21 protein-coding genes are annotated in these 21,070 nt (G+C 72.9%); 7 read left to right on the forward strand and 14 right to left on the reverse strand.

Going from position 1 to position 21,070, the window contains the following annotated elements:
* Entirely contained in the window at positions 1-1,185 is a 1,185-nt protein-coding gene (gene coaE / locus FHX46_RS18265) for a dephospho-CoA kinase (RefSeq protein ID WP_167121542.1), read from the reverse strand.
* 153 nt (positions 1,186-1,338) lie between these two features.
* Between coaE and FHX46_RS18270 the strand changes: the two genes are divergently transcribed.
* Positions 1,339-1,548, forward strand: a complete 210-nt coding sequence (locus FHX46_RS18270) for a hypothetical protein (protein ID WP_167116407.1) — start codon at positions 1,339-1,341, stop codon at positions 1,546-1,548.
* Positions 1,549-1,630: 82 nt separating this feature from the next.
* Here FHX46_RS18270 and FHX46_RS18275 read toward each other — a convergent pair whose 3' ends face one another.
* The 5 genes from FHX46_RS18275 to FHX46_RS18295 all read right to left on the reverse strand — a co-directional run bounded on the left by FHX46_RS18275 (position 1,631) and on the right by FHX46_RS18295 (position 7,694).
* Positions 1,631-2,782 carry an LCP family protein gene (locus FHX46_RS18275; protein WP_243871302.1) on the reverse strand — a complete coding sequence of 384 codons (1,152 nt, stop codon included), beginning with the start codon at positions 2,780-2,782 and terminating at the stop codon, positions 1,631-1,633.
* Between the two features lie 321 nt (positions 2,783-3,103).
* Entirely contained in the window at positions 3,104-3,274 is a 171-nt protein-coding gene (locus FHX46_RS18280) for a hypothetical protein (protein ID WP_167097167.1), read from the reverse strand.
* A 101-nt stretch (positions 3,275-3,375) separates the two neighbouring features.
* Entirely contained in the window at positions 3,376-5,691 is a 2,316-nt protein-coding gene (locus FHX46_RS18285; RefSeq protein ID WP_167116412.1) for an ATP-binding protein, read from the reverse strand.
* Between the two features lie 9 nt (positions 5,692-5,700).
* Positions 5,701-6,732, reverse strand: coding sequence for an alpha/beta fold hydrolase (locus FHX46_RS18290; protein ID WP_167116415.1), 1,032 nt, complete (start codon positions 6,730-6,732; stop codon positions 5,701-5,703).
* A gap of 104 nt (positions 6,733-6,836) precedes the next feature.
* Entirely contained in the window at positions 6,837-7,694 is an 858-nt protein-coding gene (locus tag FHX46_RS18295; protein ID WP_167116418.1) for an SMP-30/gluconolactonase/LRE family protein, read from the reverse strand.
* A gap of 111 nt (positions 7,695-7,805) precedes the next feature.
* Between FHX46_RS18295 and FHX46_RS28875 the strand changes: the two genes are divergently transcribed.
* On the forward strand, positions 7,806-8,183 hold the full coding sequence (locus FHX46_RS28875; protein WP_167116421.1) for a nuclear transport factor 2 family protein: 378 nt from the start codon (positions 7,806-7,808) through the stop codon (positions 8,181-8,183).
* Here the strand turns inward: FHX46_RS28875 and FHX46_RS18305 are convergent.
* Positions 8,141-8,971, reverse strand: coding sequence for a class I SAM-dependent methyltransferase (locus FHX46_RS18305; protein ID WP_167116423.1), 831 nt, complete (start codon positions 8,969-8,971; stop codon positions 8,141-8,143). The two genes, FHX46_RS28875 and FHX46_RS18305, sit on opposite strands and share 43 nt — an antisense overlap.
* 72 nt (positions 8,972-9,043) lie before the next feature.
* Here FHX46_RS18305 and FHX46_RS18310 point away from each other — a divergent pair, with 72 nt between their 5' ends.
* A complete protein-coding gene (locus FHX46_RS18310; protein ID WP_167116426.1) occupies positions 9,044-9,637 on the forward strand; it encodes a TetR/AcrR family transcriptional regulator in 594 nt (197 codons plus the stop codon).
* Positions 9,638-9,641: 4 nt separating this feature from the next.
* Here the strand turns inward: FHX46_RS18310 and FHX46_RS28280 are convergent, their stop codons facing one another.
* Complete coding sequence (locus tag FHX46_RS28280) at positions 9,642-10,790, reverse strand: DUF6923 family protein (RefSeq protein WP_208400191.1); 1,149 nt, start codon at positions 10,788-10,790, stop codon at positions 9,642-9,644.
* The gene (locus FHX46_RS18320; RefSeq protein WP_167116428.1) at positions 10,787-11,554 is read right to left on the reverse strand and encodes a bestrophin-like domain; all 768 of its coding nucleotides are present in this window, start codon (positions 11,552-11,554) and stop codon (positions 10,787-10,789) included. The genes FHX46_RS28280 and FHX46_RS18320 overlap by 4 nt, the downstream gene beginning before the upstream one ends.
* A 584-nt stretch (positions 11,555-12,138) precedes the next feature.
* Between FHX46_RS18320 and FHX46_RS18325 the strand changes: the two genes are divergently transcribed.
* Genes FHX46_RS18325 through ispH form a run of 4 tightly spaced genes read left to right on the forward strand, consistent with a single transcriptional unit; the run spans position 12,139 to position 17,337 of the window.
* Positions 12,139-13,554, forward strand: a complete 1,416-nt coding sequence (locus FHX46_RS18325; protein WP_167116432.1) for a family 2B encapsulin nanocompartment shell protein — start codon at positions 12,139-12,141, stop codon at positions 13,552-13,554.
* A gap of 38 nt (positions 13,555-13,592) precedes the next feature.
* Positions 13,593-14,990 carry a family 2B encapsulin nanocompartment shell protein gene (locus FHX46_RS18330; RefSeq protein WP_208400192.1) on the forward strand — a complete coding sequence of 466 codons (1,398 nt, stop codon included), beginning with the start codon at positions 13,593-13,595 and terminating at the stop codon, positions 14,988-14,990.
* A complete protein-coding gene (locus FHX46_RS18335; RefSeq protein ID WP_167116437.1) occupies positions 14,987-16,030 on the forward strand; it encodes a family 2 encapsulin nanocompartment cargo protein polyprenyl transferase in 1,044 nt (347 codons plus the stop codon). Before FHX46_RS18330 ends, FHX46_RS18335 begins: the two co-directional genes overlap by 4 nt.
* A gap of 32 nt (positions 16,031-16,062) precedes the next feature.
* Complete coding sequence (gene ispH / locus FHX46_RS18340) at positions 16,063-17,337, forward strand: 4-hydroxy-3-methylbut-2-enyl diphosphate reductase (protein WP_167116439.1); 1,275 nt, start codon at positions 16,063-16,065, stop codon at positions 17,335-17,337.
* A gap of 692 nt (positions 17,338-18,029) precedes the next feature.
* Here ispH and FHX46_RS18345 read toward each other — a convergent pair.
* From FHX46_RS18345 to ctaD, 5 genes are read right to left on the reverse strand one after another with little or no spacing between them, the layout of a single operon-like run.
* Positions 18,030-18,206 carry a hypothetical protein gene (locus FHX46_RS18345; RefSeq protein WP_167116442.1) on the reverse strand — a complete coding sequence of 59 codons (177 nt, stop codon included), beginning with the start codon at positions 18,204-18,206 and terminating at the stop codon, positions 18,030-18,032.
* Entirely contained in the window at positions 18,206-18,547 is a 342-nt protein-coding gene (locus FHX46_RS18350) for a DUF3140 domain-containing protein (RefSeq protein ID WP_167116445.1), read from the reverse strand. The genes FHX46_RS18345 and FHX46_RS18350 overlap by 1 nt, the downstream gene beginning before the upstream one ends.
* A 4-nt stretch (positions 18,548-18,551) precedes the next feature.
* Positions 18,552-18,770, reverse strand: a complete 219-nt coding sequence (locus FHX46_RS18355; RefSeq protein ID WP_167097185.1) for a DUF3618 domain-containing protein — start codon at positions 18,768-18,770, stop codon at positions 18,552-18,554.
* On the reverse strand, positions 18,767-19,186 hold the full coding sequence (locus FHX46_RS18360; protein ID WP_167116447.1) for a phage holin family protein: 420 nt from the start codon (positions 19,184-19,186) through the stop codon (positions 18,767-18,769). Before FHX46_RS18360 ends, FHX46_RS18355 begins: the two co-directional genes overlap by 4 nt.
* A 53-nt stretch (positions 19,187-19,239) precedes the next feature.
* The gene (ctaD, locus tag FHX46_RS18365) at positions 19,240-21,024 is read right to left on the reverse strand and encodes an aa3-type cytochrome oxidase subunit I (protein ID WP_167116450.1); all 1,785 of its coding nucleotides are present in this window, start codon (positions 21,022-21,024) and stop codon (positions 19,240-19,242) included.
* Positions 21,025-21,070 lie beyond the last annotated feature (46 nt).

A 21,070-nucleotide genomic window follows, 5' to 3' on the forward strand; every position in this document is an offset into this window, starting at 1 on the left:
TCAGGCCGACCAGCCGGTGCGCTCCGCCCACTCCTCGGCGCGCGTGAAGGCGGCGTTGACCCAGCCCTGCTTCTCCTCGGCGTAGCCGTCCACCGAGCCGTCCTGCGCGTGGGCCTGCGCCAGCTTGGCCTTCACCTCGGCGTAGGCGTCGCGCTCGGCCGGGTTCGCCCGCAGCCACGCGGCGAACAGCAGTGCCAGCCGCCAGGCCGGGGTCCCGGTGCTGCGCACGTGGACGTTGACCGGCCGGCCCGGGTCGGCGCCGTAGTGGAACCGCTTCGGCCACGGCCCGCCGCCGCCCTGGGGGTCGTCCCACCACTCCCCCTCGGCGCGGAGGAAACCGGCCTCGGACAGCACGTCGGCGAACTCGTCCGCCTGCTCCAGCGTCGACACGGTCACCTGGAGGTCGAGGACGTCCTTCGCGGGCAGCCCGGGCACCGATGTCGAGCCGATGTGGTCCACGCGCAGCGCGCGGCCGGCGGTCAGCAGCCGCAGCCGGGCGAGCGCACGGGCGGCCTGAGCGGGCCACGTCCGGTCGTAGGGCACCAGCTCGGGCGCCCGCGGCGGGCGGGGCCGGCGCAGGCGCACGTTCTCCTCGAACGGCACCAGCCGCTCGGTCCACAACCGGTCCACCTCGGGCAGCACCGCTCCGGCCGGGCCGGAGTTGTCCAGCCACACGTCGGCGACCGCCCGGCGCTGCTCGTCAGCGGCCTGCGCGCGGATGCGGGCGCGGGCGTCCTCCTCCGGCATCCCCCGCTGTTCGACCAGCCGCCGCACCCGGGTCTCCACCGGCGCGTCCACGATCACCACGAGGTGGTAGTTCGGCGCGTACCCGCCCTCGACCAGCAACGGCACGTCGTGCAGCACGATCCCGTCCGGCGGCACCGCGGCCATCCGTTCCGCGGTGCGGGCGCCGATCAGCGGGTGCAGGATGCCGTTGAGCCGACGGCGGGAGTCCTCGTCCGCGAACGCCTTCGCCGCGAGCGCGGGGCGGTTCAGCCCGCCGTCCGCGGCCAGGACGTCCGCCCCGAACGCCTCGACGACCTTCGCGAGTCCCTCGGTGCCCGGTTCCACCACCTCGCGCGCGATCACGTCGGCGTCGATGTGCACCGCGCCGTGCTCCACGAGCCGCGCCGCGACGGTCGACTTCCCCGCGCCGATTCCTCCGGACAGTCCCACCCGCAGCATGATTCGCATTGAACCAGACACCTCGAACGGGTGTCCTTGACTCCCTGATCGGCTTGTGACGGAAACGAGACTGGTGACACGCCGGGGTGCTACTACGCTTCCGGCCGTTCGTTGCGTACGGTGCGCGCGGAAGGTCGCCCACACGGAGGAACGATGTCGCGGAGCAAGCACACCGGGAGGCACCGCCTCGGCACGCCGGGTCTGGTGCACTGCGTCCTGCATCGCCCCGTGGCGCTCGCGCTGGAGGAGTACCGGCGCACCTGGCTGACCGCGCTGCTGGTCCCGGCGAAGCACAGCCTGGCCGGGCTGAAGCGCCGCGCCAGCGCGGCGGCGCTCGAACGCGCGTGGGCACCCGCCACCTGATCGCCTCCCCGGACAGCACGAGGCCCCGCCGGCAACCCGGCGGGGCCTCGTCGTGCCGGTGCCGGCGAGCCGGAACTGCGCGCTAGTTCACGCAGCCCGACAGGTCGGTGCTGGAGGTGGGCGGGACCGTGGCGGCCGGGGTGCCGGCCGGGGCGGGAGCGGCGTCCGCGGCCTGCCTGGCGGCGGTCGTGGGCGTCGTGGAGGTGCCGGCGGTCCCCGGCCCGGTGCCGCCCAGCAGGGCGGCGATGAAGTCGCGCACCTGCCCGGGGTCGACCTTCACCGCGTCGCCGTCGTCGGGCGTGGACAGGCTCAGGCTCTGCACCGGGATCGTGGCGAACGTGATGGCGCCCGCGGACAGGTTGTGCAGCTGCTCGGCGAAGGTCAGCACGTCCCAGCCCTGGTCGAGGACCACGGACTGGCGCACCGCATCGACGAGCGCGGACAGCCGCGAGGGGTCGGTGAAGGTACCGCCGCCCAGCACCACCTGCGCCATCCCGGACAGGAACGCCTGCTGACGGGCGATGCGGTCGAGGTCACCGCTGGGCAACCCGTGCCGCTGCCGCACGAACGCCAGCGCCTGCGCACCGGACAGCGTCTGCTTGCCCGCCGGGAAGTCGGCGCCGGAGTAGGTGTCGTGCACCGGCTCCTTCAAACAGACGGGCACGCCGCCGACGGCGTTGCTCAGGGCGTAGAACCCGGCCAGGTTGATCGCGGCGTAGTGGTTGATGGCGAGCCCGGTGAACTCTTCGACCGTCTCGATCGTGGTGCGCGCGCCCGCCGCGTCCGCCTCGCGTTCCAGTTCCGCCCCGCTCACCCCTTGTGCACGCAGGGTGTTCAGCGCGGCCTGCTTGCCGTAGGTGTACGCGGAGTTGATCTTGTGCTTGCCGTATCCGCCGGCGAGCTGCACGTAGGAGTCGCGCGGGATGCTGATCGCGGTGGCCGAGCCGCCACCTGCCGGGACGTGCACGACCATCATCGTGTCGGTGGTGTCCCCGCCGTCGCTCGCGTCGCCGGCGTGCAGCTGGTCGAGCAGGCTCTGCGGCAGCGGGTCGCCCTGCGCGTCGGTACGGGAATCGAGGCCGACGAGCAGGATGTTCTGGTCCACCGACAGCCTCGGCCCGGCCGGCACCCGGGCCGAGGGCGCGATGACGTTGGCGGTCGCCAGGCCGCTGTCCAGCCGGGACAGCTGGGTCCAGGCGTACCCGGTGCCCGCGAGCACGAGCAGTGACGACAACCCCACCGCCGTGTAAGCGGCCGGGCGCCATCGGTGACGCGGCGCAGACGGTGTCGTCACTCCTTGTCTGCGCAGCACCGTGCGTTCCCTTCGGACATCACTCCATCCAGCTAACACCAGGATCCACGAAAAAACTGATGGTTTGCTGTGAATATCGGTGTGCACAAACACGAAGGCCGCCCCGATGCGGGGCGGCCTTCGTGCCGGGGGATGGAATGAGCGCGGCGGGGTGCCGGAGTATCGCGGGCAGGCTGGGCACGAGCCCGCCGCGCTCGACCGACCGGCGCGAGGGGGGAGGGCGCCGGGCGGCTGGACCGGGGATCAGGAGGCCGCGGAGGTGGTCCCGGCCGAGCGGGCGAGCGCCCAGGACGGCGGACCGCACTGCGGCCGCCACGTGCCCAGGTGCACCCACTGCCGTCCCCAGCTGTACCCGGCGAGCACCACCTGGCGGTGGCACCGCGGGCAGGGCTGCGGCGGCGAATCGACCTGCATGACCATCCCTCCGGTATTCGGTTTCGGTCGCAACTACCAGAGTGCCTGCCGCACCGGCCCGGGAAACCGGGAGTCCTACGCATCTGGGTACGTAGACCGGGCTACCGACCGTCCCCGCCGGCGCGCTGCTCGGTGAGCCAGGCCGCGATCTGGGCACGCGAGGTGAAGCCGAGCTTGGTGAGGATGTTCTCCACGTGGGTCTCGGCGGTGCGCTGCGCGATGACCAGGCGGGTGGCGATCTGCTTGTTGCTCAGCCCGTCGGCGACCAGCTCGGCGATCTCGCGTTCCCGCGGGGTCAGACCGCCGGGGCTGCTCTCCCGCGCCCGCCGCGCCGGCCGGGGGCCGCCCGGCTTCTCCGCCAGGGCGTAGGCGATCGCCTCGGCCACGCCGCCACCGCTGGTGCCGGCGAACGCGGCGCGGTAGGCGTCGTCGCCCAGCGCCTCCCGGGCGCGCGCCTCGCACTCCTGCTCGAACTGCTGGTGCGGCCGCGTTTCGGACACCGCGGCGCCGCTGAGCCGCCAGATCGCGGACGCCGCGCCGAGCAGGCCGGCGGCCCGCTCGTGCTCGCCCGCGGCGCCGGCACACCACGCGAGCGCGCTGAGGTTCAACGCCAGCTGGGTGCGGTCCGTGAGCCGCATCGCGATGGCCTCGCGCAGCAGCGCCGACGCCCGGCGGTGGTCGCCGTGCCGCCAGGTGTGGATGGCCACCGCCCACAACGCGTAGGCCTTGGACCAGTCGGCCTGGTGCGTTTCGCACAGCGCCAGGGCCTCCTCGGCCACCGGCAGCCCCTCGGGCTCGTCCAGGTAGAACAGCACCGCGGCCAGCAGGATCAGGGTGTTGCACACCTGGGCCAGGTCGCCGGTGCGCCGGAACCCGGCCAGCGCCTGCTCCAGCAGCTGCCGCCCGCCCGCCAGGTCGCCGAGGTAGAAGGTGCCCGCCCCGGCGCACTGGGCCCACCCGGCGCGCAGGCCGTCGTCATCCAGGGCTTCGGCCAGCTCGCGCAGCTCCGCCAGCATTGCGCGGGCCGGCTCCTCGTCGCCGATCTGGATCGCCGCGAACGCCGCGCCCTGCACCGCCCGGGCGTGCACGAGGCGGTCGCAGCCGGCGTCGCGCGAGAGCGACGCCCGCAGCCACCGGTAGCCCTCGCGCACGTACCCGCCCGCGAACCAGTAGTCCCACAGCGGCCCGGTGATCTCCGCAGCGCGGCAGGCACCCTCCGGTCCGCCGGCCATGCAGTGCTCCAGCGCCACACGCACGTTGGGCTGCTCGCGCCGCAGCCGCTCCACCCACTCCAGCTGGTGCGGGCCGAAGTTCTCGTCGCGGTAGCGCTGCGTCAGCCGCACGACGTAGTCCACCTGAGCGCCGCGCACCGCCTCCTCCCGGCCGGACGCGACCAGCTTGACGTACCCGAACTCGCGGACGGTCTCCAGCATCCCGTACCGCGCCGAGCGCCCGAAGGTGCCGTCGAGGCGGGACAGGATGGACTTGTCCACCATGCCGGCGACCAGGTCGAGCACCTCGTCGGCGCCGATCCCGGCCGCGGCGCACACGGCCTCGGCCGCTTCCAGGTCGAACCCGCCCGCGAACACCGACACCGCCTCCCACACCGCCTGCTCCGCGCCGGTGCACAGGTCGAAGCTCCACGCGATGGCCGCCTCCAGCGTCTGCTGCCGGTCCGGCGCGGTGCGGCTACCGCCGGTGAGCAACCGGAAACGGTCGTCCAGCCGCTGGAGCAACTGGTCGAGCGAGAGCACGCGCAACCGCACGGCGGCGAGTTCGAGCGCGAGCGGGATGCCGTCCAGGCGGCGGCAGATCCGGATAACGGTGTCGCGATTGGACGAATCCACGGTGAATCCGGGCACCACGGCGGCGGCGCGTTCGGCGAACAGCGTCACCGCCTCGACCGCCGGCTCGCCCGCGGAGGGTACCGGCAGCGGCGGCACCACGAGCACCTGCTCGCCGTCGGCGCGCAGCAGCTGCCGGCTGGTCGCCAGCACCCGCACCGACGAGGTGGCCGACAGCAGCTTCGCGACCAGCACCGCGCACGCGTCCAGCACGTGCTCGCAGTTGTCCAGGACCAGCAGCACCCGCTGGTCCTCGAGGAACTCCGCGAGCCCGGCCACCTGCGCCCCGGCCTCGTCGGTCAGGCCGAGCGTGGTGGCGATGGTGTAAGCCAGCAGCGCGGGGTCGCGCAGTTCGGCCAGCGGCACGAACCACACGCCGTCGGGGAACGCCCGGCGCACGTCGGCGGCCGCGCGCAGCGCCAGCCGGGTCTTCCCGACGCCGCCCGCACCCGTGAGCGTCACCAGCCGGGCGGAAGCCAGGAGGCGGCGGGTTTCGGCGAGCTCGCGGCGCCGCCCCACGAAACTGGTGAGCTCGCTGGGAAGGTTGCCTGCGCCGCGCGAGACGTCGGGCATCACCCGATTCTATGCCGGTGCCGGGCCCGGTCCGGCCGGGCGCGACCGGATGTGGCGCCGCAGCAGCGCGACGAGCAGGTCGTTGACCTGATCGGGGTACTCCAGCGGGAAGGCGTGCCCGGCGGCGGGCAGGACCACGAGTTCGGCACCGGGCACCGCGCCGGCGATGGCCTCGCTGTGCGCGGGCGGCGTGACGGCATCCTCGGCGCCGGCCACGACGAGGCAGTCGGCGCGGTGGAGTGCGGCGAGAGCGGCGACCTTGTCGTGCACGCGGAACTGCGGGAAGAAGTCGGCCAGCACGTCCAGCGGCGTGGCTTCGATCAGCCCGGTGAGGAAATCGGCCACCTGCGGCGGCACGTCCGAGGCGAACGCGTGCCGGGCCACCAGCGCGCCGGTCAGCTCGCGCAGGGCACCCACCGGCGAACCGGTGCGGTGCAGCGCCGCCAGCGCCCACGGGGCGAGCCGGTGCAGCACCCGCATCCCCGGGCGGGGCAGTCCGAGGTCGCCCAGCACCGGCTCGGCGCTCGTGGCGAGCAGGGCCGCGGCCACGACACGCGAGCCGAACAGGTCCGGGTACTGCTCGGCGAACGCCATGATCGTCATGCCGCCCATCGAGTGCCCGGCGAGCACGACCGGCCCGTCCGGCGTGATCTGCTCGAGCACCGCCCGCAGGTCGCGGCCCAGCTGGTCCACCGTGGCGTGCGCGGCCGGCCCGCGCTGGGAGCGGCCGTGCCCGCGCTGGTCCCACGTCACGACGCGGGCGTGGCGGGCCAGCTCGGGAGCCTGGAAGCACCAGCTCGCCGACGACAGCGCGTAGCCGTGGCACAGCACCACGGTGACCGGCGCGTCCGCCGCGCCCCGGATCTCGGCGTGCAAGGCAACGCCGTCGTCGGCGATCACCGTGCGGGTCTCGCCGCGGCCCGGATCGGCCGGGACAGCCGGCCCGGGGCGGCCCGGGGCGCCGGTCACGGCACGCACGGCGGTCCGGGTCAGCGCGAGCCCGGCCACCACACCCAGCTCCACCGCCTTCACCGCGCGCACGTCGTCCCTCCGGTCGCCACCACGACCGGCCCGACCCTGCCCGTCCACGCCGGGCCGGGGCACCGGGGAAGTACGTAACCGGCTACGGAGCCCCGCCAGCGACCTCAGCAGCCGGAGTAGCGGTGCGGGGGCATCCCGCGCACCCCCGGCCGCACCCGGAACAGGGCACCGGCCTCCGGCTGCGTGCCCACTTCGACGCCCTGGCGCGACGTCGTGATGTACAGCTCGGACAGGTCGTCGCCACCGAAGGTGCACGCGGAGACCTGGGTGACCGGGAGTGCGACCCGGGCGAGCTGCGCGCCGCCGGGCGCGTAGCAGTGCACTGCGCCGCCGCCCCAGAGCGCGACCCACAGGTTGCCCTCGGCGTCGACGGTCAGGCCGTCCGGCGAGCCCACGTCGGCGGGGATGGTGACCACCGGACGGCGGTGCGTCAGCCCGGCCGCGGCCGTGTAGTCGAAGGCGTCGATGCGGCCGGTCGCCGTGTCCACGTAGTACGCCGTGCCGCCGTCCGGGCTCCAGGCCAGGCCGTTGGAGATGGTCACACCGGTGAGGACGGTGGTGATCGCGCCGTCCGGGTCGAGCCGGTACAGGGCGGCGGCACCCGGGGTCTCGTCGTAGGCCATCGAACCGCAGTAGAACCGCCCGTCCGGATCGCATCCGCCGTCGTTCATGCGGATCCCGGGGTCGCTCCACAGCTCCCCCAGCGGCCGCACGTCCGCGAGCGTCGCGTCGGCGAGCGCGAAGCCGCGTTCCACCGCCACGACCACGCCGCCGGCCACACCCGGGCGCAGCGCCGCGGCGACCGACCCGACGTGGTGTCGGCGGACCTCGCCGCCGTCCAGTTCCAGCACGTCCCCGGCAAGCATGTCCACCCAGCGCACGCCGGGCCACTCCGGCGCCCACACCGGCCCTTCGCCGTGCTCGGCCACCGGTGCGGTCACCTGGTCCACAGTGGACGTCATGTCGGACCTCCCTCGCCAGGCGCCCGCTGGAAGCCGGCGGGACGCGTTCCCGGGTCGTGCCGACGGTATCCGCCGACGCCCGTCGCCGCACCCGGGCATAGGGTCGTGACCGTGGATTCGAGCTGGGCGCGGAAGTTCACCGAGGACTGGGTCACCGCGTGGAACGCGCACGACCTGGAGTCCCTGCTGGCGCACTTCACCGACGACGTGGTGTTCACCTCGCCGGTCGCGGCACAGCTCGTGGGTACCGCGGTGATCCGCGGCAAGGACGCGTTGCGCGCGTACTGGAGCGAGGGCCTGCGCCGGATCCCGGACCTGCGCTTCGAGGTCGTCGGCGTCTACTCCGGGGTGGACACGCTGGTCATCAACTACCGCAACCAGAAGGGCGGTCTGGTCAGCGAGGTGCTGCGGTTCGACGGCCCACTGGTGCGCGAGGGCCACGGCACCTACCTCGGGGAGGACTCCAACCCGGCCGGCGCGACGTCCTGAGCGGTGCGCACCGCCACCACCGCCAGGGTGGTGTAGTCCATCGTGAAGCCACCGCCGAGCGCGTCGACGGCGGTGCCGACCGCGTCCAGGATCTCGGCCCGGACGGCGGGCGCGAGCCCGGTGAGGCCGCCGGTGGTGGCCAGCAGGTCCAGCCACTCCTCGCGGGTGTAGGGCCGGGCCCAGTCGAACCGCCACTGCTCCGGTTCGGCGAAACCGTGCCCGGCGGCGATGTGCTCGGTGAACCGGGCGAACCCGGCGCGGTGGAAGTCGACCACGTTCCCGGAGGGCTGCGCCGGGAACGGCGCGCCGGGCACCAGGCGCCGGTACGCCTCGGCGAACGCGTCGGCCACCGGCGCCGGCGGCGCGAAGACGTGCGCGAACACCGCGAGCACACCGCCCGTGCGCAGCACCCGTGCCGCGGTCGCCGGACCCGCCACCGGGTCGACCCAGTGCCAGGACTGCCCGGCCACGACCGCGTCGAACACCCGGCCGGCGGGGTTCCAGTCCTCGAAGGTGGACACCTCCACCTCGACCCCGCCGCGCCGGGCGAAGTCCGCCATCCGCGGATCCGGCTCGACGCCGAGCACGCGGCACCCGGCCGCCTGGAACTGCCGGGCCTCGATGCCGGTGCCGCACCCGACGTCCAGGAACACCCGGCCCGGGGCCGCGGCGACGACGCGGTCGATCAGTTCACGCGGATAGGGCGGACGGGCGCGGTCGTACCGGTCGGCGTCCACACCGAAGGATTCTGCGATCTGCCGCGCTCGGTGCGCTGGTGAAGTGGGCATGCGCCCACCATAGTGGGCGGGTGCCCACGTGCGCCATCGGGTACCCCCACCCGGATCGAGGACAATGAACACATGCCGACCGGGGTGCACATCCGCGACGTGCGCAAGCAGCTGTTCGACGCCGCCGGGCGCGTCCTGCTCCGGGACGGTGCGAGCGCGCTGACCAGCCGTGCGGTGACCGCGGAAGCCGGTGTCGCCAAGGGGGTGCTGCACCGGCACTTCACCGACTTCGACGCCTTCCTCGCCGAACTCGCCGGAGCCCGGATCGCCCGGATCGAGGACCAGGCCGCGGCCCTGCGCGCGGCGGCCGGGACCGGGACCGTGGCCGGCCACGTCACCCGGGCGCTGACCGAGCTGTTCGACCCGGTCGCCGTGGCGCTGACCCGGCTGGTCCTGTTCCGCGACGAGCTGCGCACGCGGCTGCGCCGCGGACGTCCGCACGGCATCCCGATCCTGACCGAGGGCACCGCGATGCTCGCCGCGTACCTCACCGCGGAATGCGAGCTGGGCCGGGTCGCGGCCGACACCGACGCCGGTTCGCTCGCGCCGGCCCTGATCGGCGCCGGGCACCTGCTGTTCACCGATCCGCGACCGCCGGAACCGGCCGACGTCGCCCGCGTCGTGGAGTCCGTCCTCGCCGACGTGCTCCAGCGGCGCCTGCTCTGACCGGTCAGCGGCCCAGCCGCCGCACCGCGACACCCGCGCCGAGGATCAGCACCAGCACGACCATCGACCAGCGGCGCTTCTCCTCCGTCTGTTCCCGGGGGGACACCTGGTCCGCGGTCTTCTTCGCGGTCACCGGGCGATGGGGTGCGGTGGCGGGCGGCGGGAGCGGCGGCGGGGGCACCGGCCGCGGGGACGGGTTCGGCGCCCGGGGCGGCGGGACCGGAGCGGGTGCGGCTGCCGGCACCGGGGGCGGCGGCGCGGCCGGTGGAGGTGCGACGGGCAGCGGAACCGGCGGCGGTGGCGACGGCACCGACGACGGTGGTAGCGGCGCTGGCGGCGGTGGTGGTGGCGGCGCGGGCGGGTCCGGGTCGCGCAGGCAGCCGGCTGCGTCCGATCCGGACAGTGGCGGCCCCGAGGACACGGGCACCACCGTCCCGTCCCGGGACACCGCGTAGGTGCGGCTGCGGCCCTCGCTGCGGTTCGCCGTGACGTAACCCGTCTCCCCCGCCGACACGACCGAGCCGTACGCGGTGGACGGCGGCAGCACCGGCCCGGACACCGGGTGCGTGAATCCCGACCCCGGGTCGATCCGCACGATCCGGCCGCGGAACGGCCACGTGCTCGTCACCCCGTACAGCGCATCCCCGGCGAAGTCGAAGTCGTCGATGCCGGACGCGAACGGTGCCGGCCACAGCTCGACGCGCCGCACCACACCCAGAAAACCGGGGCTGCCCGGGTCCGCGTCGATCAGGTACAGGTCGTCGCCCCGCTGCACGTACCACCGGTTGCCGGATACCGCGCCGGCGGTGGCGTGGTCGAGCGGCCTGCGGTCGCCGGTGCGGACCGGGCCGAGCCGGGTCAGCCCGCCGTCCCGGCCGACGACCACCGCGGTGCCCTCCCGGGTGAGCCCGTAGACCCGGTCCTGACCGCGCGCGTAGCCGAGCGCGTTGAGCTGCACCTCGAGCACCGACCGGCGCTCCACCGTTCCGGCCGGGAGACGCACCAGCTCCACTGTGGACGGACCAGACAGGGTGTCGTCGGTGACGCGCAGGACGGTGCACGCCGCGGGAGCCGCCACGGCCGGAGCGACCGGCACGGACCCGACCAGGACGGCCGCGGCCGCGAGGACCCGGGCGAGCCGACCCCTGGTCACCGCAGCCGCTCGATCGCCTGGCTGAACGCGTCCGGCCCCACTTTCGACCCGCCCGCGAACGGGTTCTGCATCTGGAAGATCGCGAACAGCAACAGGGTCGTGGCGGCCGCCAGGGTGGACACGATCACGACGTGCGTCAGCGACTTGGTGCCGCCGAAGAGGTTGGGCAGCAGCACGAAGACGACGCTGCCACCGATCAGCACGAACCACACCACCCGGCCGACGTTGTTGTCCTGCACGGCGTTGAGCCGGGCCTGCCGTTCCTTGAACACGTCCAGCAGGGAGCCGGCCACCTCGGTCTTGCGGTTGCTCAGCCAGTCGTCGTCGCCGGGCACCTCCGCGCCGTCGGCGAGGGCGCGCATCCGGTCGAGCTCGCTCCAGCCGTCCTGGGGAACCGGGCCGCCGTCGCGCATGCGCGGCCACTCCCGGTTCACCACCGTGTCCGCGTAGTCCACCGCCAGGTGCCGGATCTCGGTGCGGGCGGGCTCGGGCAGGGCGTCGGCCGCCCAGGAGGCCGCCACCAGGCTCCGCGCCTCCTCGTAGGACCCGTCGCGCACCGTGCTCGCGGCGTCGAACAGGGAGATCAGCACGAACGCGACCACCGCGGCGTGCAGCCCGCCGACGATCGTGAACGCCTGGCCGGCGGCGTCGTTGTTGTCCGGTCTGCCCTCGTCCAGCCCGTACCGGCGGACGAGGTAGGCGACGGCGGCGCCGAGCACCACGGCCCCCATCACCCACAGCGAACCGGCCACGTAGACATTCATCGCCAGATGCCTCCCCGAACGGGAATGGAACGTGCCCACGCTAGGCGCCGGCCGATCGGGGCGGCAAGATCGGTTCCGTTCTTTCCACCCGACGGAATACCGCGCATTCTTTCCGGTCACCGGGTCGGAGCAGCTGGGCGCCGATTCCCCCGTTGAAATGCCCTGTTGTCGCGGGGACAACACGCGGGCGGACGCTGTGCTGGACCGTCCGGGCGAGGATCGGCTACCGGTCGTCACCCGGCCCTCCCGCCGCACGGAACACGTCGTCGCACGAACATTTCCGGCCCGTTCGGAGCAACGGACGCCCGCATCGGACGCGGCGCGCCGAGCACGGCCCCCGCCGGGGACCGGCCCCACTGGGCGCCCCGGGTGAGCGAACCGCATTCCGCTCTACCCTGAGTTTTCCGGAACCGCCGAACGTGTACGGTCCGCGCAATTGTTCCGCGGTCCCGGCGCGGGCGAGCGGCTGTACGGTTCCGCCACCCGGTGCTAACGTCGCAACCACCGACGGAAAAGTTCGCACAGTTCGCCGTATCCCATTCCCAATTCGCGATTCGGCTTTTCGACGATGGGTGGTATTTGCCGTGACCGTGACCGATCCCGCCGTGCCCAGCGTGGACGAGGACAGCCCGCAGCAGAGCCTGAGCACCCGGGCCGCCCGCAACCTGGCGACCACGACCAAGTCCGTCCCCCAGATGCAGGCCATCACGTCCCGGTGGCTACCGCGCCTGCTGCCGTGGGTGGAGGCGTCCGGCGGTGCCTATCGCGTCAACCGCCGGCTGTCCTACGCCGTCGGCGACGGCCGCGTGACCTTCGTGACCACCGCGGACCGCGTCGAGGTGATCCCCGCCGAGCTGGCCGAACTGCCGATCCTGCGCGGCTTCGACGACCACGACGTGCTCGCCGCGCTCGCCGGCCGGTTCGAGCAGCGCGACTACGAGCCCGGCGAGGTGATCGTGGAGTTCGGCAGCTCCTCGGACCAGGCGTTCCTCATCGCGCACGGCAAGGTCGGCAAGGTCGGTCCCGGCGAGTACGGGGACTTCACCAACCTCGGCGTGCTCGCCAACGGGGACCACTTCGGCGACGAGTCCCTTGTGGACGGCCAGAGCATCTGGGAGTACACCGTCAGGGCGGTTACCCATTGCACTGTGCTGGTGCTCGAACAACGCGGGTTCGACGAGCTGCTGGAGCAGTCCGCGGCGCTGCGCGAGCAGATCGAGGCGTACCGCGCCCGCCGGCTGGCCGCGGGCAACGAGCACGGTGAGGCGGAGATCGAGCTGGCCTCCGGCCACACCGGCGAACCGGAACTGCCCGCCACGTTCGTCGACTACGAGCTCTCCCCGCGCGAGTACGAACTCAGCGTCGCCCAGACCGTCCTGCGCGTGCACACCCGCGTCGCCGACCTCTACAACAAGCCGATGAACCAGACCGAGCAGCAGCTGCGGCTGACCATCGAGGCGCTGCGCGAACGTCAGGAGTCCGAACTCCTCAACAACGCAGAATTCGGGCTGCTGCACAACGCCGACGTCAAGCAGCGCCTGCACACCCGCACCGGCCCGCCCACCCCGGACGACCTGGACGAGCTGCTCGCCGCGGTGTGGAAGGAACCGGCGTTCTTCCTGGCCCACCCGCAGGCGATCGCCGCGTTCGGCCGGGAGTGCAACAGCCGCGGAATCTACCCGGCCGGTACCGAGTTCCACGGACACCACGTGCCGTCCTGGCGCGGCGTGCCGATCCTGCCGTCCAACAAGATCCCGGTGTCGCCGACGCGGACCAGTTCGATCCTGCTGATGCGGGTCGGCGAGCAGAACCAGGGCGTGATCGGCCTGCACCAGACCGGCCTGCCGGACGAGGTCGAGCCCGGCCTGTCGGTGCGGTTCATGAGCATCGACGACAAGGCGATCATCTCCTACCTGGTGTCGGCGTACTTCTCCGCGGCCGTGCTGGTGCCCGACGCGCTGGCGGTGCTGGAGCACGTCGAGATCGGCCGCGAGGGCTGACGCGGAGCCCGGAACAGCGACACGAGGGGGTGGGCGCCTTGACCGCGACCCGGCACACGTTCCAGCACACCGGGACCCGGCTGAGCCTGGGCACGGCGGCGGCCCGCAAGCTCGCCAGCACCACCAAGTCGGTGCCGCAGAACCAGGCGGTCACCAGCCGCTGGCTGCTGAGCCTGCTGCCGTGGGAGGAGACCGAAGCCGGCACCTACCGGGTCAACCGGCGGCTCACCCACGCCACCGGGCGGGGCCGGGTCGCCTGCGTCGCCGAGGCGGGCCGGATCCGGGTGGTGCCGGCCAGCCTCACCGAACTACCGCTGTTCCACGGGTTCGGCGACCCGGTGGTGCTGACCGCGATCGCCGATCGCCTGGTGCAGCGCGAGTACCGCGCCGGGGAGGTGATCGTGACGGCGGGCGCACCGGCCGCCGAGGCGCTGATCGTCGGACACGGCAAGGTGCGCCGGATCGGCCGGGGCGAGTACGGCGACCAGGTGAGTCTCGGGGTGCTCGCCGACGGCGACTTCCTCGGGCAGCAGGTGCTCGACGCCGAACCGCGGCCGTGGGAGTACGGCGTCCGGGCGGAGACACCGGTGACGGTCCTCGCGCTGCCGCGTCCGGACATCCTGTCGCTGATGAACGCCGCGCCGTCGTTGCGGTCGCATGTGGACGCTCTGCGGCAAGGGGCGCACCGGCCGCGGAACAAGTACGGGGAGACGGCGATCGAGCTGGCCTCCGGCCACACCGGCGAACCGGAACTGCCCGCCACCTTCGCCGACTACGAACTGTCCCCGCGCGAGTACGAGCTCGGCGCAGCCCAGACCATCCTGCGCGTGCACACCCGCGTCGCCGACCTCTACAACCAGCCGATGGACCAGACGGAACAACAGCTGCGGGTGACGCTCCAGGCGCTGCGCGAACGGCAGGAAGCCGAACTGCTCACCAACCCGGAATTCGGGCTGCTGCACAACGCCGCCCCGGGCCAGCGCCTGCACACCCGCACCGGCCCGCCCACCCCCGACGACCTGGACGAACTGCTGGCCCGGCGCCGCAAGACGCAGTTCTTCCTCGCCCACCCGCGGGCCATCGCCGCGTTCGGCCGGCAGTGCGCGGCACGCGGACTCGCGCCGGAAAGCACCGAAGTGGACGGTCACGTGGTGACCACGTGGCGCGGTGTGCCGATCTTCCCCAGCGACAAGATCCCGCTCTCCCGCACGCAGACGACCTCGATCCTGGCGATGCGGACCGGGCTGCGCAGTCAGGGCGTGATCGGGCTGCGGCAGACCGGGCTGCCGGACGAGGCCGAGCCCGGCGTGACCGTGCGGTTCATGGGCATCGACCACCGCGCGATCGTGAAGTACCTGGTCACCGCGTACTTCTCGGTCGCGGTGCTGGTCCCCGACGCGCTCGGGGTGCTCGAGCACGTGGAGGTGGGACGGTGACCCGCACGGACCCGGCCGGGACCGCGGCGCGTACGGCGGACGAGATCCTCGCGTGGAGCCGCGACCGGGTCGACCCCGCGCTGCGCACGGCCGTGGCACACCTGCCGGAGTCGATGCGGCCGGCGGCCGCCTACCACTTCGGATGGGCCGACGAGACCGGCGCCCCGCGGGCCGCGGGCAGCGGCAAGGCCGTCCGCCCCGCGCTGGTGCTGCTGTCCGCGCAGGCCGTCGGTGGGATGCCCGGGGCGGCGCTGCCCGCCGCGGTGGCGGTCGAGCTGCTGCACAACTTCTCATTGCTGCACGACGACATCATGGACGGCGACGAGACGCGGCGGCACCGACCGACCGCGTGGAAGGTGTTCGGGGCGGGCACCGCGATCCTCGCCGGGGACAGCCTGCTGATCGAGGCATGGGACGTGCTCGCGGCGAGCGGACACCCGTCCGCGCGCGAGGCGCTGCGGGTGCTGGGCGCGGCCGCCCAGGACCTCATCGAGGGCCAGGCCGTGGACCTGGCGTTCGAACGCCGCGAAGAGGTGAGCCTGGCCGAATGCCGCGCCATGGCCGAGGGCAAGACCGGGGCGCTGCTGGGGTGCGCCTGTGCGCTGGGGGCGTTGCTCGGCGGGGGCGGCCCGGAGCAGGTCGCGCGGCTGCGCCGGTTCGGCGAGGCCGCCGGGCTGGCGTTCCAGCTGGCCGACGACCTGCTGGGCATCTGGGGCGATCCGGCGGTCACCGGGAAACCGGTGTTCTCGGACCTGCGGAACCGGAAGAAGTCCCTGCCGGTGGTGGCGGCACTGACCTCGGGCACGGCGGCCGGTCGGGAGCTGGCGTCGCTCTACGCCCGGCCCGGTGAACTGACCGGCGCAGAACTGGCGCGAGCGGCACGGCTGGTCGACGAGGCAGGCGGCCGGACGTGGAGCCGGACGGAGAGCGCAGCGCTGCTCGACCGCGCACGCGGCCACCTGCACGCCGCCGCAGCGGAGCCGCGGGCCGCCGCCGAGCTGGAGACGCTCGCCACGCTGCTCGCCGACCGCGACCACTGACCCGGTCCCCATCCCTGGAACGGAGCACACCGATGACGTTCACCGCAGCGGAGAGCATCCTCGCCGCGCACCGTCCGGGCCGGCCCGGCCCGGGCGAGGTGCTGGTCGCCGACGAGGTGCTGTGGCCGGACCGTCCGTCGCTGCGGTGCCCGGCCGCCGGACTGCTCGACGGCGAGCTGCGGCGCCGGGGGATCACCCCGGCGCGCGGCCACCTCTACACCGACACCGACCACGCCGCCGCGGTCACGCTGCGGGCCGTGCTGCAGGGCGCAGGCGGACCGGCCGGGCTGGGTGTCGCGGCGACCGGGGAGGTGACCGCCCGGACGGCGGCCGAGGTGAGCGCCGCGATGGCCGCGGTCCTCGCCGTCGCCGGACCGCCGCGGTCAGTGCTGCTCGCCGCGCCACGCTCGTTCTGCGCGGGCGTGGAACGCGCGATCGAAATCGTCGAACGGCTTCTCGAGCGCCGCGGCGGGCCGATCTACGTGCGCAGGGAAATCGTGCACAACCGGCACGTCGTCGACGGGCTCCGCGCGCGCGGCGCGGTGTTCGTCGACGAGCTGGACGCCGTGCCGCGCGGAGCGACCGTCGTGTTCTCCGCGCACGGGGTCTCCCCCGCGGTCCGCGCCGAGGCGGAGCGGCGCCGGCTCAAGGTCGTCGACGCCACCTGCCCCCTGGTGACCAAGGTGCACGCCGAAGCCCGCCGCTTCGCCGGGCAGGGCGACACGGTGCTGCTGATCGGGCACGCCGGGCACGATGAGGTCGAGGGCACCCTCGGCGAGGCGCCGCGGCGGACGATCCTGGTGGAGTCGGCCGAACAAGCCCGCCGGGTCCGGGTGCCGGACCCGGCCCGGGTGTCCTACCTGACGCAGACCACGCTGGGTGTGGACGAGACCGCCGAGGTGATCGCCGAGCTGCGCGCCCGCTTCCCCGCGCTGCGCGGCCCGGACACCGGCGACATCTGCTACGCCACCACCAACCGTCAGGACGCGCTCCGGTCGGTCGCCCGCGACACCGATCTGGTCCTGGTGGTGGGGTCGGCGAACTCGTCGAACTCGATGCGCCTGGCCGAGCTGGCGCGGCGCTGCGGCACCCCGGCCCACCTGGTCGACGACCCGCGCGGCATCCGGCCGGAGTGGCTGGCCGGCATCGAGCGGATCGGGCTCACCGCCGGTGCCTCGGCACCGCCGGCCCTGGTCGACGCGGTGATCACCGCGCTCGGCGGGCTGGGGCCGCTCACCGTCGGCGAACGGGAGACCACCCGGGAAACGGTCCACTTCACCCTGCCCCCGGCCGTACGCCGACACTAGCGTGCCCACCGCTCCAGGCAGCCTGTTGGCCGCTCCGGGCCGCGTGTTCACCGTTCCGGGCCACGTGTTGGCCGCTCCGGGCGACGTGTTCACCGCCCCGGGCGACGTGTTGGCCGCTCCGGGCCGCGTGTTGGCCGCTCCGGGCCGCGTGTTGGCCGCTCCGGGCGACGTGTTGGCCGTCCCCGGCGACGTGTTGACTGCTCCGGGCAGCGTGTTCACCGCTCCGGGCGACGTGTTCACCGCTCCGGGCAGCGTGTTCACCGCTCCGGGCAGCGTGTTGGCCGTCCGGGTACGTGTTGGCCGCTCCGGGCCACGTGTTGGCCGCTCCGGGCGTAGCGGACTCGCACCGCACGTCGCGCCTGGCCTGTGAGCTCGGCTGTAGAGCGTCCAGCAAGACAAGTTGGGCGAACACGAGCGTGTGGGGCCCGGATCGTGCGCGCCGGGGAGAGGCCAGCTCACCGCCCGGCGGACCCGCCGCCCCGACCGCCCAACACGCCGCCGGGAGTGGCGAACACGGTGCCCGGACGGGCCAACACGCTGTCCGGAGCGGCGAACACCCTGCCCGGAGCAGCAAACACGGTGCCGGGAGTGGCGAACACGGTGCCGGGAGTGGCGAACACGGTGCCGGGAGTGGCGAACACGATGCCCGGACGGGCGAACACGCTGTGGGTGGGGTGGGGTGGGGTGGGCGTTTAGCGGTCCTCGGGGGGTCCGCCGGCCAGGGGTACGTCGGGGTCGTCGTCGGCCGGGGGCTCCGGGTCGCGCCACTCCTCCACGCGGCTGGACCGGTTGCCCTGCAACGTGCCGCGCAGCTCGGCCTTGAGCGCGTCGTCCTCGCGGGGGCTGTGCTTCTCGCTACCGCGTTCCATCAGCCGGCTCCTTTCAACGGGTCGTGCCCGATCGTCATCAGCCGGTGCCGCCAGTTCTCCTGCCCGGCGGTCGGCTCCAGGTCGTCCCGGCGCTCGGCGTGCACCTTCTCCACGACCTTGCGCATCACGCGCTCGTCGTCCTCGGTCAGGTCCGTCCGGCGTTTGCCGAGGATGTCCAGAACTCGCTGGCCGGTTTTGGTGCCCGCCTGGTCCGGCAGCTCCTCGCTGTCCGTGCCGGCCGAGCGGACGCGCAGCCAGTCCCCCAGCTCCCGGGAGGACATGTTCACCACGCGGTGGAACTCGTCCCACAGTGCTTCGTCCACATGCGACTCGGTCGTCATCGGGTCACCTCCGGGCGGTCAGCCTGCGCACCAGGACCAGGACGAGGACGAGGATCCCGAGCCCGGCACCCGTGCCCAGCGCGATCCGCTGGGTCCGGTGCGCGGTCTCCTTCATCTTCCCGGCGAGTGCCTCGGCGGTCTCGCCCAGTTCCTGACGAGTCAGCTCGAGGTCGAGGCGCGCTTGTTCGGCGTCGTGCGGGAACGTGTCGCGCTTGGCCGTCATCGGCGCATTCCCTCTCGAACGGCCGCCACGTCCTTGGGCAGCCCGGACACGGCCTCCTGCGGCACCGGCGGCACCGCGCCGGACAGCTGCTTCTTGCCGATCAGCCCGGCCACTCCCCCGACGAGCAGCAGCGCGCCGCCGATGATCAGCGCCGATGCCCACGCCGGCAGGACCAGCGCCAGCGCCAGCACCGCCGCTGCGATGAGGGTGCCCGCCCCGAACAACGCCAGGATCCCGGCCGCACCGGCGAGACCCGCACCCGTGCCGGCCCGCTTGCCCTTCTGCCGCAGTTCTTCGGTCGCCAGCCGCAGCTCGTCCCGTACCAGCCGCTGGACCTGCTGCGACATGTCCTGGACCAGCTGCGCGATCGAGCGGTCCTCCACCGCCGTGGATCCGCGACCCGTGTCCTCACTCATGCGTCGCCTCCCTTGGAGTAGCTCGCAGTCCGGCTACCCCCGGGCGAGGAGCGTTAATCGTCGTGCGTGGTCGGTGAGGTCCCGCTGGTGAGGCTCTCGGTGGCGGTTTCCGAGGGCGTTTTCGCTGCCTCGGAGTGCGGGATGGTCCTGCCCGTCAGCGTGATGTGCCCTTCTTCGTGCAGGCGCTCCACCAGGTGCGGGTAGTGCATCTCGAACGCGGGCCGCTCCGACCGGATCCGCGGCAGCGACAGGAAGTTGTGCCGCGGTGGCGGGCAGGTGGTGGCCCACTCCAGCGAGTTGCCGAAGCCCCACGGGTCGTCCACTTCGACCGGATCGCCGTACCGGTAGCTGCGGACCACGTTGTACATGAACGGCAGCATGGAGGCGCCGAGGATGAACGCGCCGATCGTGGAGACCGTGTTCAGGATCGTGAAGTTGTCGGTGGCCAGGTAGTCGGCGTAGCGCCGCGGCATGCCCATGTCGCCGAGCCAGTGCTGCACCAGGAACGTCGTGTGGAACCCGATGAACGTGGTCCAGAAGTGCAGCTTGCCGAGGCGCTCGTCGAGCATCCGGCCGGTCATCTTCGGGAACCAGAAGTAGAAGCCGGCGAAGGTCGCGAACACGATCGTGCCGAACAGCACGTAGTGGAAGTGCGCGACCACGAAGTAGGTGTCGTGGATGTGGAAGTCCAGCGGTGGCGAGGCGAGCAGGATCCCGGTCAGCCCGCCGAGCAGGAACGTCACCAGGAACCCGACCGACCACAGCATGGGCGTCTCGAAGCTCAGCTGCCCCTTCCACATGGTGCCGATCCAGTTGAAGAACTTGATGCCGGTCGGCACCGCGATGAGGAACGTCATGAACGAGAAGAACGGCAGCAGCACCGCGCCGGTGGCGAACATGTGGTGCGCCCAGACCGCGAACGACAGCGCCGTGATGCCCATGGTCGCGAAGACCATCAGCCGGTACCCGAACAACGGTTTGCGGCTGAACACCGGGATGATCTCGGTGATGATGCCGAAGTAGGGCAGCGCGACGATGTAGACCTCGGGATGGCCGAAGAACCAGAACATGTGCTGCCACAGGATCGCCCCGCCGTTGGCGGGATCGAACACGTGCGCGCCGATGATGCGGTCCGCGGCCAGCCCGAACAGCGCCGCGGTGAGGATCGGGAAAACCGCGAGCACCAGCACGCTGGTGAACAGGATGTTCCAGGTGAAAATGGGCATCCGCCACATCGTCATGCCCGGGCAGCGCAGGGTGACGATCGTGGTCAGCATGTTGACGCCACCGAGGATGGTACCCAGACCGGACACGATCAGCCCGAAGATCCACAGGTTGCCCCCGATGCCCGGCGAGTTCGCCGCCTCGGACAGCGGCGCGTACGCGGTCCAGCCGAAGTCCGCGGCGCCGCCCGGGGTGAGGAACGACGAGAGCACGATCGTCCCGCCGAACAGGAACAGCCAGTAGGAGAACGCGTTCAGCCGCGGGAACGCGACGTCCGGCGAGCCGATCTGCAGCGGCAGGACCATGTTGGCAAAGGCGAACACGTTCGGTGTCGCGTAGAGCAGCAGCATGATCGTGCCGTGCATGGTGAACAGCTGGTTGTACTGCTCCTGCGACAGGAACTGCAACCCGGGCCGGGCGAGCTCGCCGCGCATGAGCAGCGCCAGCGCGCCGCCGATGACGAAGAAGGCCAGCGACGTGTACAGGTACATCAGGCCGATCAGCTTGTGGTCGGTCGTCCGTGCCATGCGCAACAGCAGGGCGCCCCGGCGGTGCCTGGCCGGCAGCTCGTACCGGTTGCCCAGGACGATGGGACGTGCCTTCAGCTCCGTCATGCGGCCCTCCCGGCTGCCGAGTGGACGAATCCAGGGTGCTCCGGAT

Origin of the sequence: Amycolatopsis viridis, from assembly GCF_011758765.1 — a bacterium.
GTDB classification, from domain to species: Bacteria; Actinomycetota; Actinomycetes; order Mycobacteriales; family Pseudonocardiaceae; genus Amycolatopsis_E; species Amycolatopsis_E viridis.

What these genes read in the sequence shown, in the direction of transcription:
- coaE (WP_167121542.1), bottom strand. Translation starts at nt 1,185, where the DNA reads ATGCTGCGGGTGGGACTGTCCGGAGGAATCGGCGCGGGGAAGTCGACC.
- FHX46_RS18270 (WP_167116407.1), top strand. Translation starts at nt 1,339, where the DNA reads ATGTCGCGGAGCAAGCACACCGGGAGGCACCGCCTCGGCACGCCGGGT.
- FHX46_RS18280 (WP_167097167.1), bottom strand. Translation starts at nt 3,274, where the DNA reads ATGCAGGTCGATTCGCCGCCGCAGCCCTGCCCGCGGTGCCACCGCCAG.
- FHX46_RS18285 (WP_167116412.1), bottom strand. Translation starts at nt 5,691, where the DNA reads ATGCCCGACGTCTCGCGCGGCGCAGGCAACCTTCCCAGCGAGCTCACC.
- FHX46_RS18295 (WP_167116418.1), bottom strand. Translation starts at nt 7,694, where the DNA reads ATGACGTCCACTGTGGACCAGGTGACCGCACCGGTGGCCGAGCACGGC.
- FHX46_RS18305 (WP_167116423.1), bottom strand. Translation starts at nt 8,971, where the DNA reads ATGCCCACTTCACCAGCGCACCGAGCGCGGCAGATCGCAGAATCCTTC.
- FHX46_RS18310 (WP_167116426.1), top strand. Translation starts at nt 9,044, where the DNA reads ATGCCGACCGGGGTGCACATCCGCGACGTGCGCAAGCAGCTGTTCGAC.
- FHX46_RS18320 (WP_167116428.1), bottom strand. Translation starts at nt 11,554, where the DNA reads ATGAATGTCTACGTGGCCGGTTCGCTGTGGGTGATGGGGGCCGTGGTG.
- ispH (WP_167116439.1), top strand. Translation starts at nt 16,063, where the DNA reads ATGACGTTCACCGCAGCGGAGAGCATCCTCGCCGCGCACCGTCCGGGC.
- FHX46_RS18345 (WP_167116442.1), bottom strand. Translation starts at nt 18,206, where the DNA reads ATGGAACGCGGTAGCGAGAAGCACAGCCCCCGCGAGGACGACGCGCTC.
- FHX46_RS18350 (WP_167116445.1), bottom strand. Translation starts at nt 18,547, where the DNA reads ATGACGACCGAGTCGCATGTGGACGAAGCACTGTGGGACGAGTTCCAC.
- FHX46_RS18355 (WP_167097185.1), bottom strand. Translation starts at nt 18,770, where the DNA reads ATGACGGCCAAGCGCGACACGTTCCCGCACGACGCCGAACAAGCGCGC.
- FHX46_RS18360 (WP_167116447.1), bottom strand. Translation starts at nt 19,186, where the DNA reads ATGAGTGAGGACACGGGTCGCGGATCCACGGCGGTGGAGGACCGCTCG.
- ctaD (WP_167116450.1), bottom strand. Translation starts at nt 21,024, where the DNA reads ATGACGGAGCTGAAGGCACGTCCCATCGTCCTGGGCAACCGGTACGAG.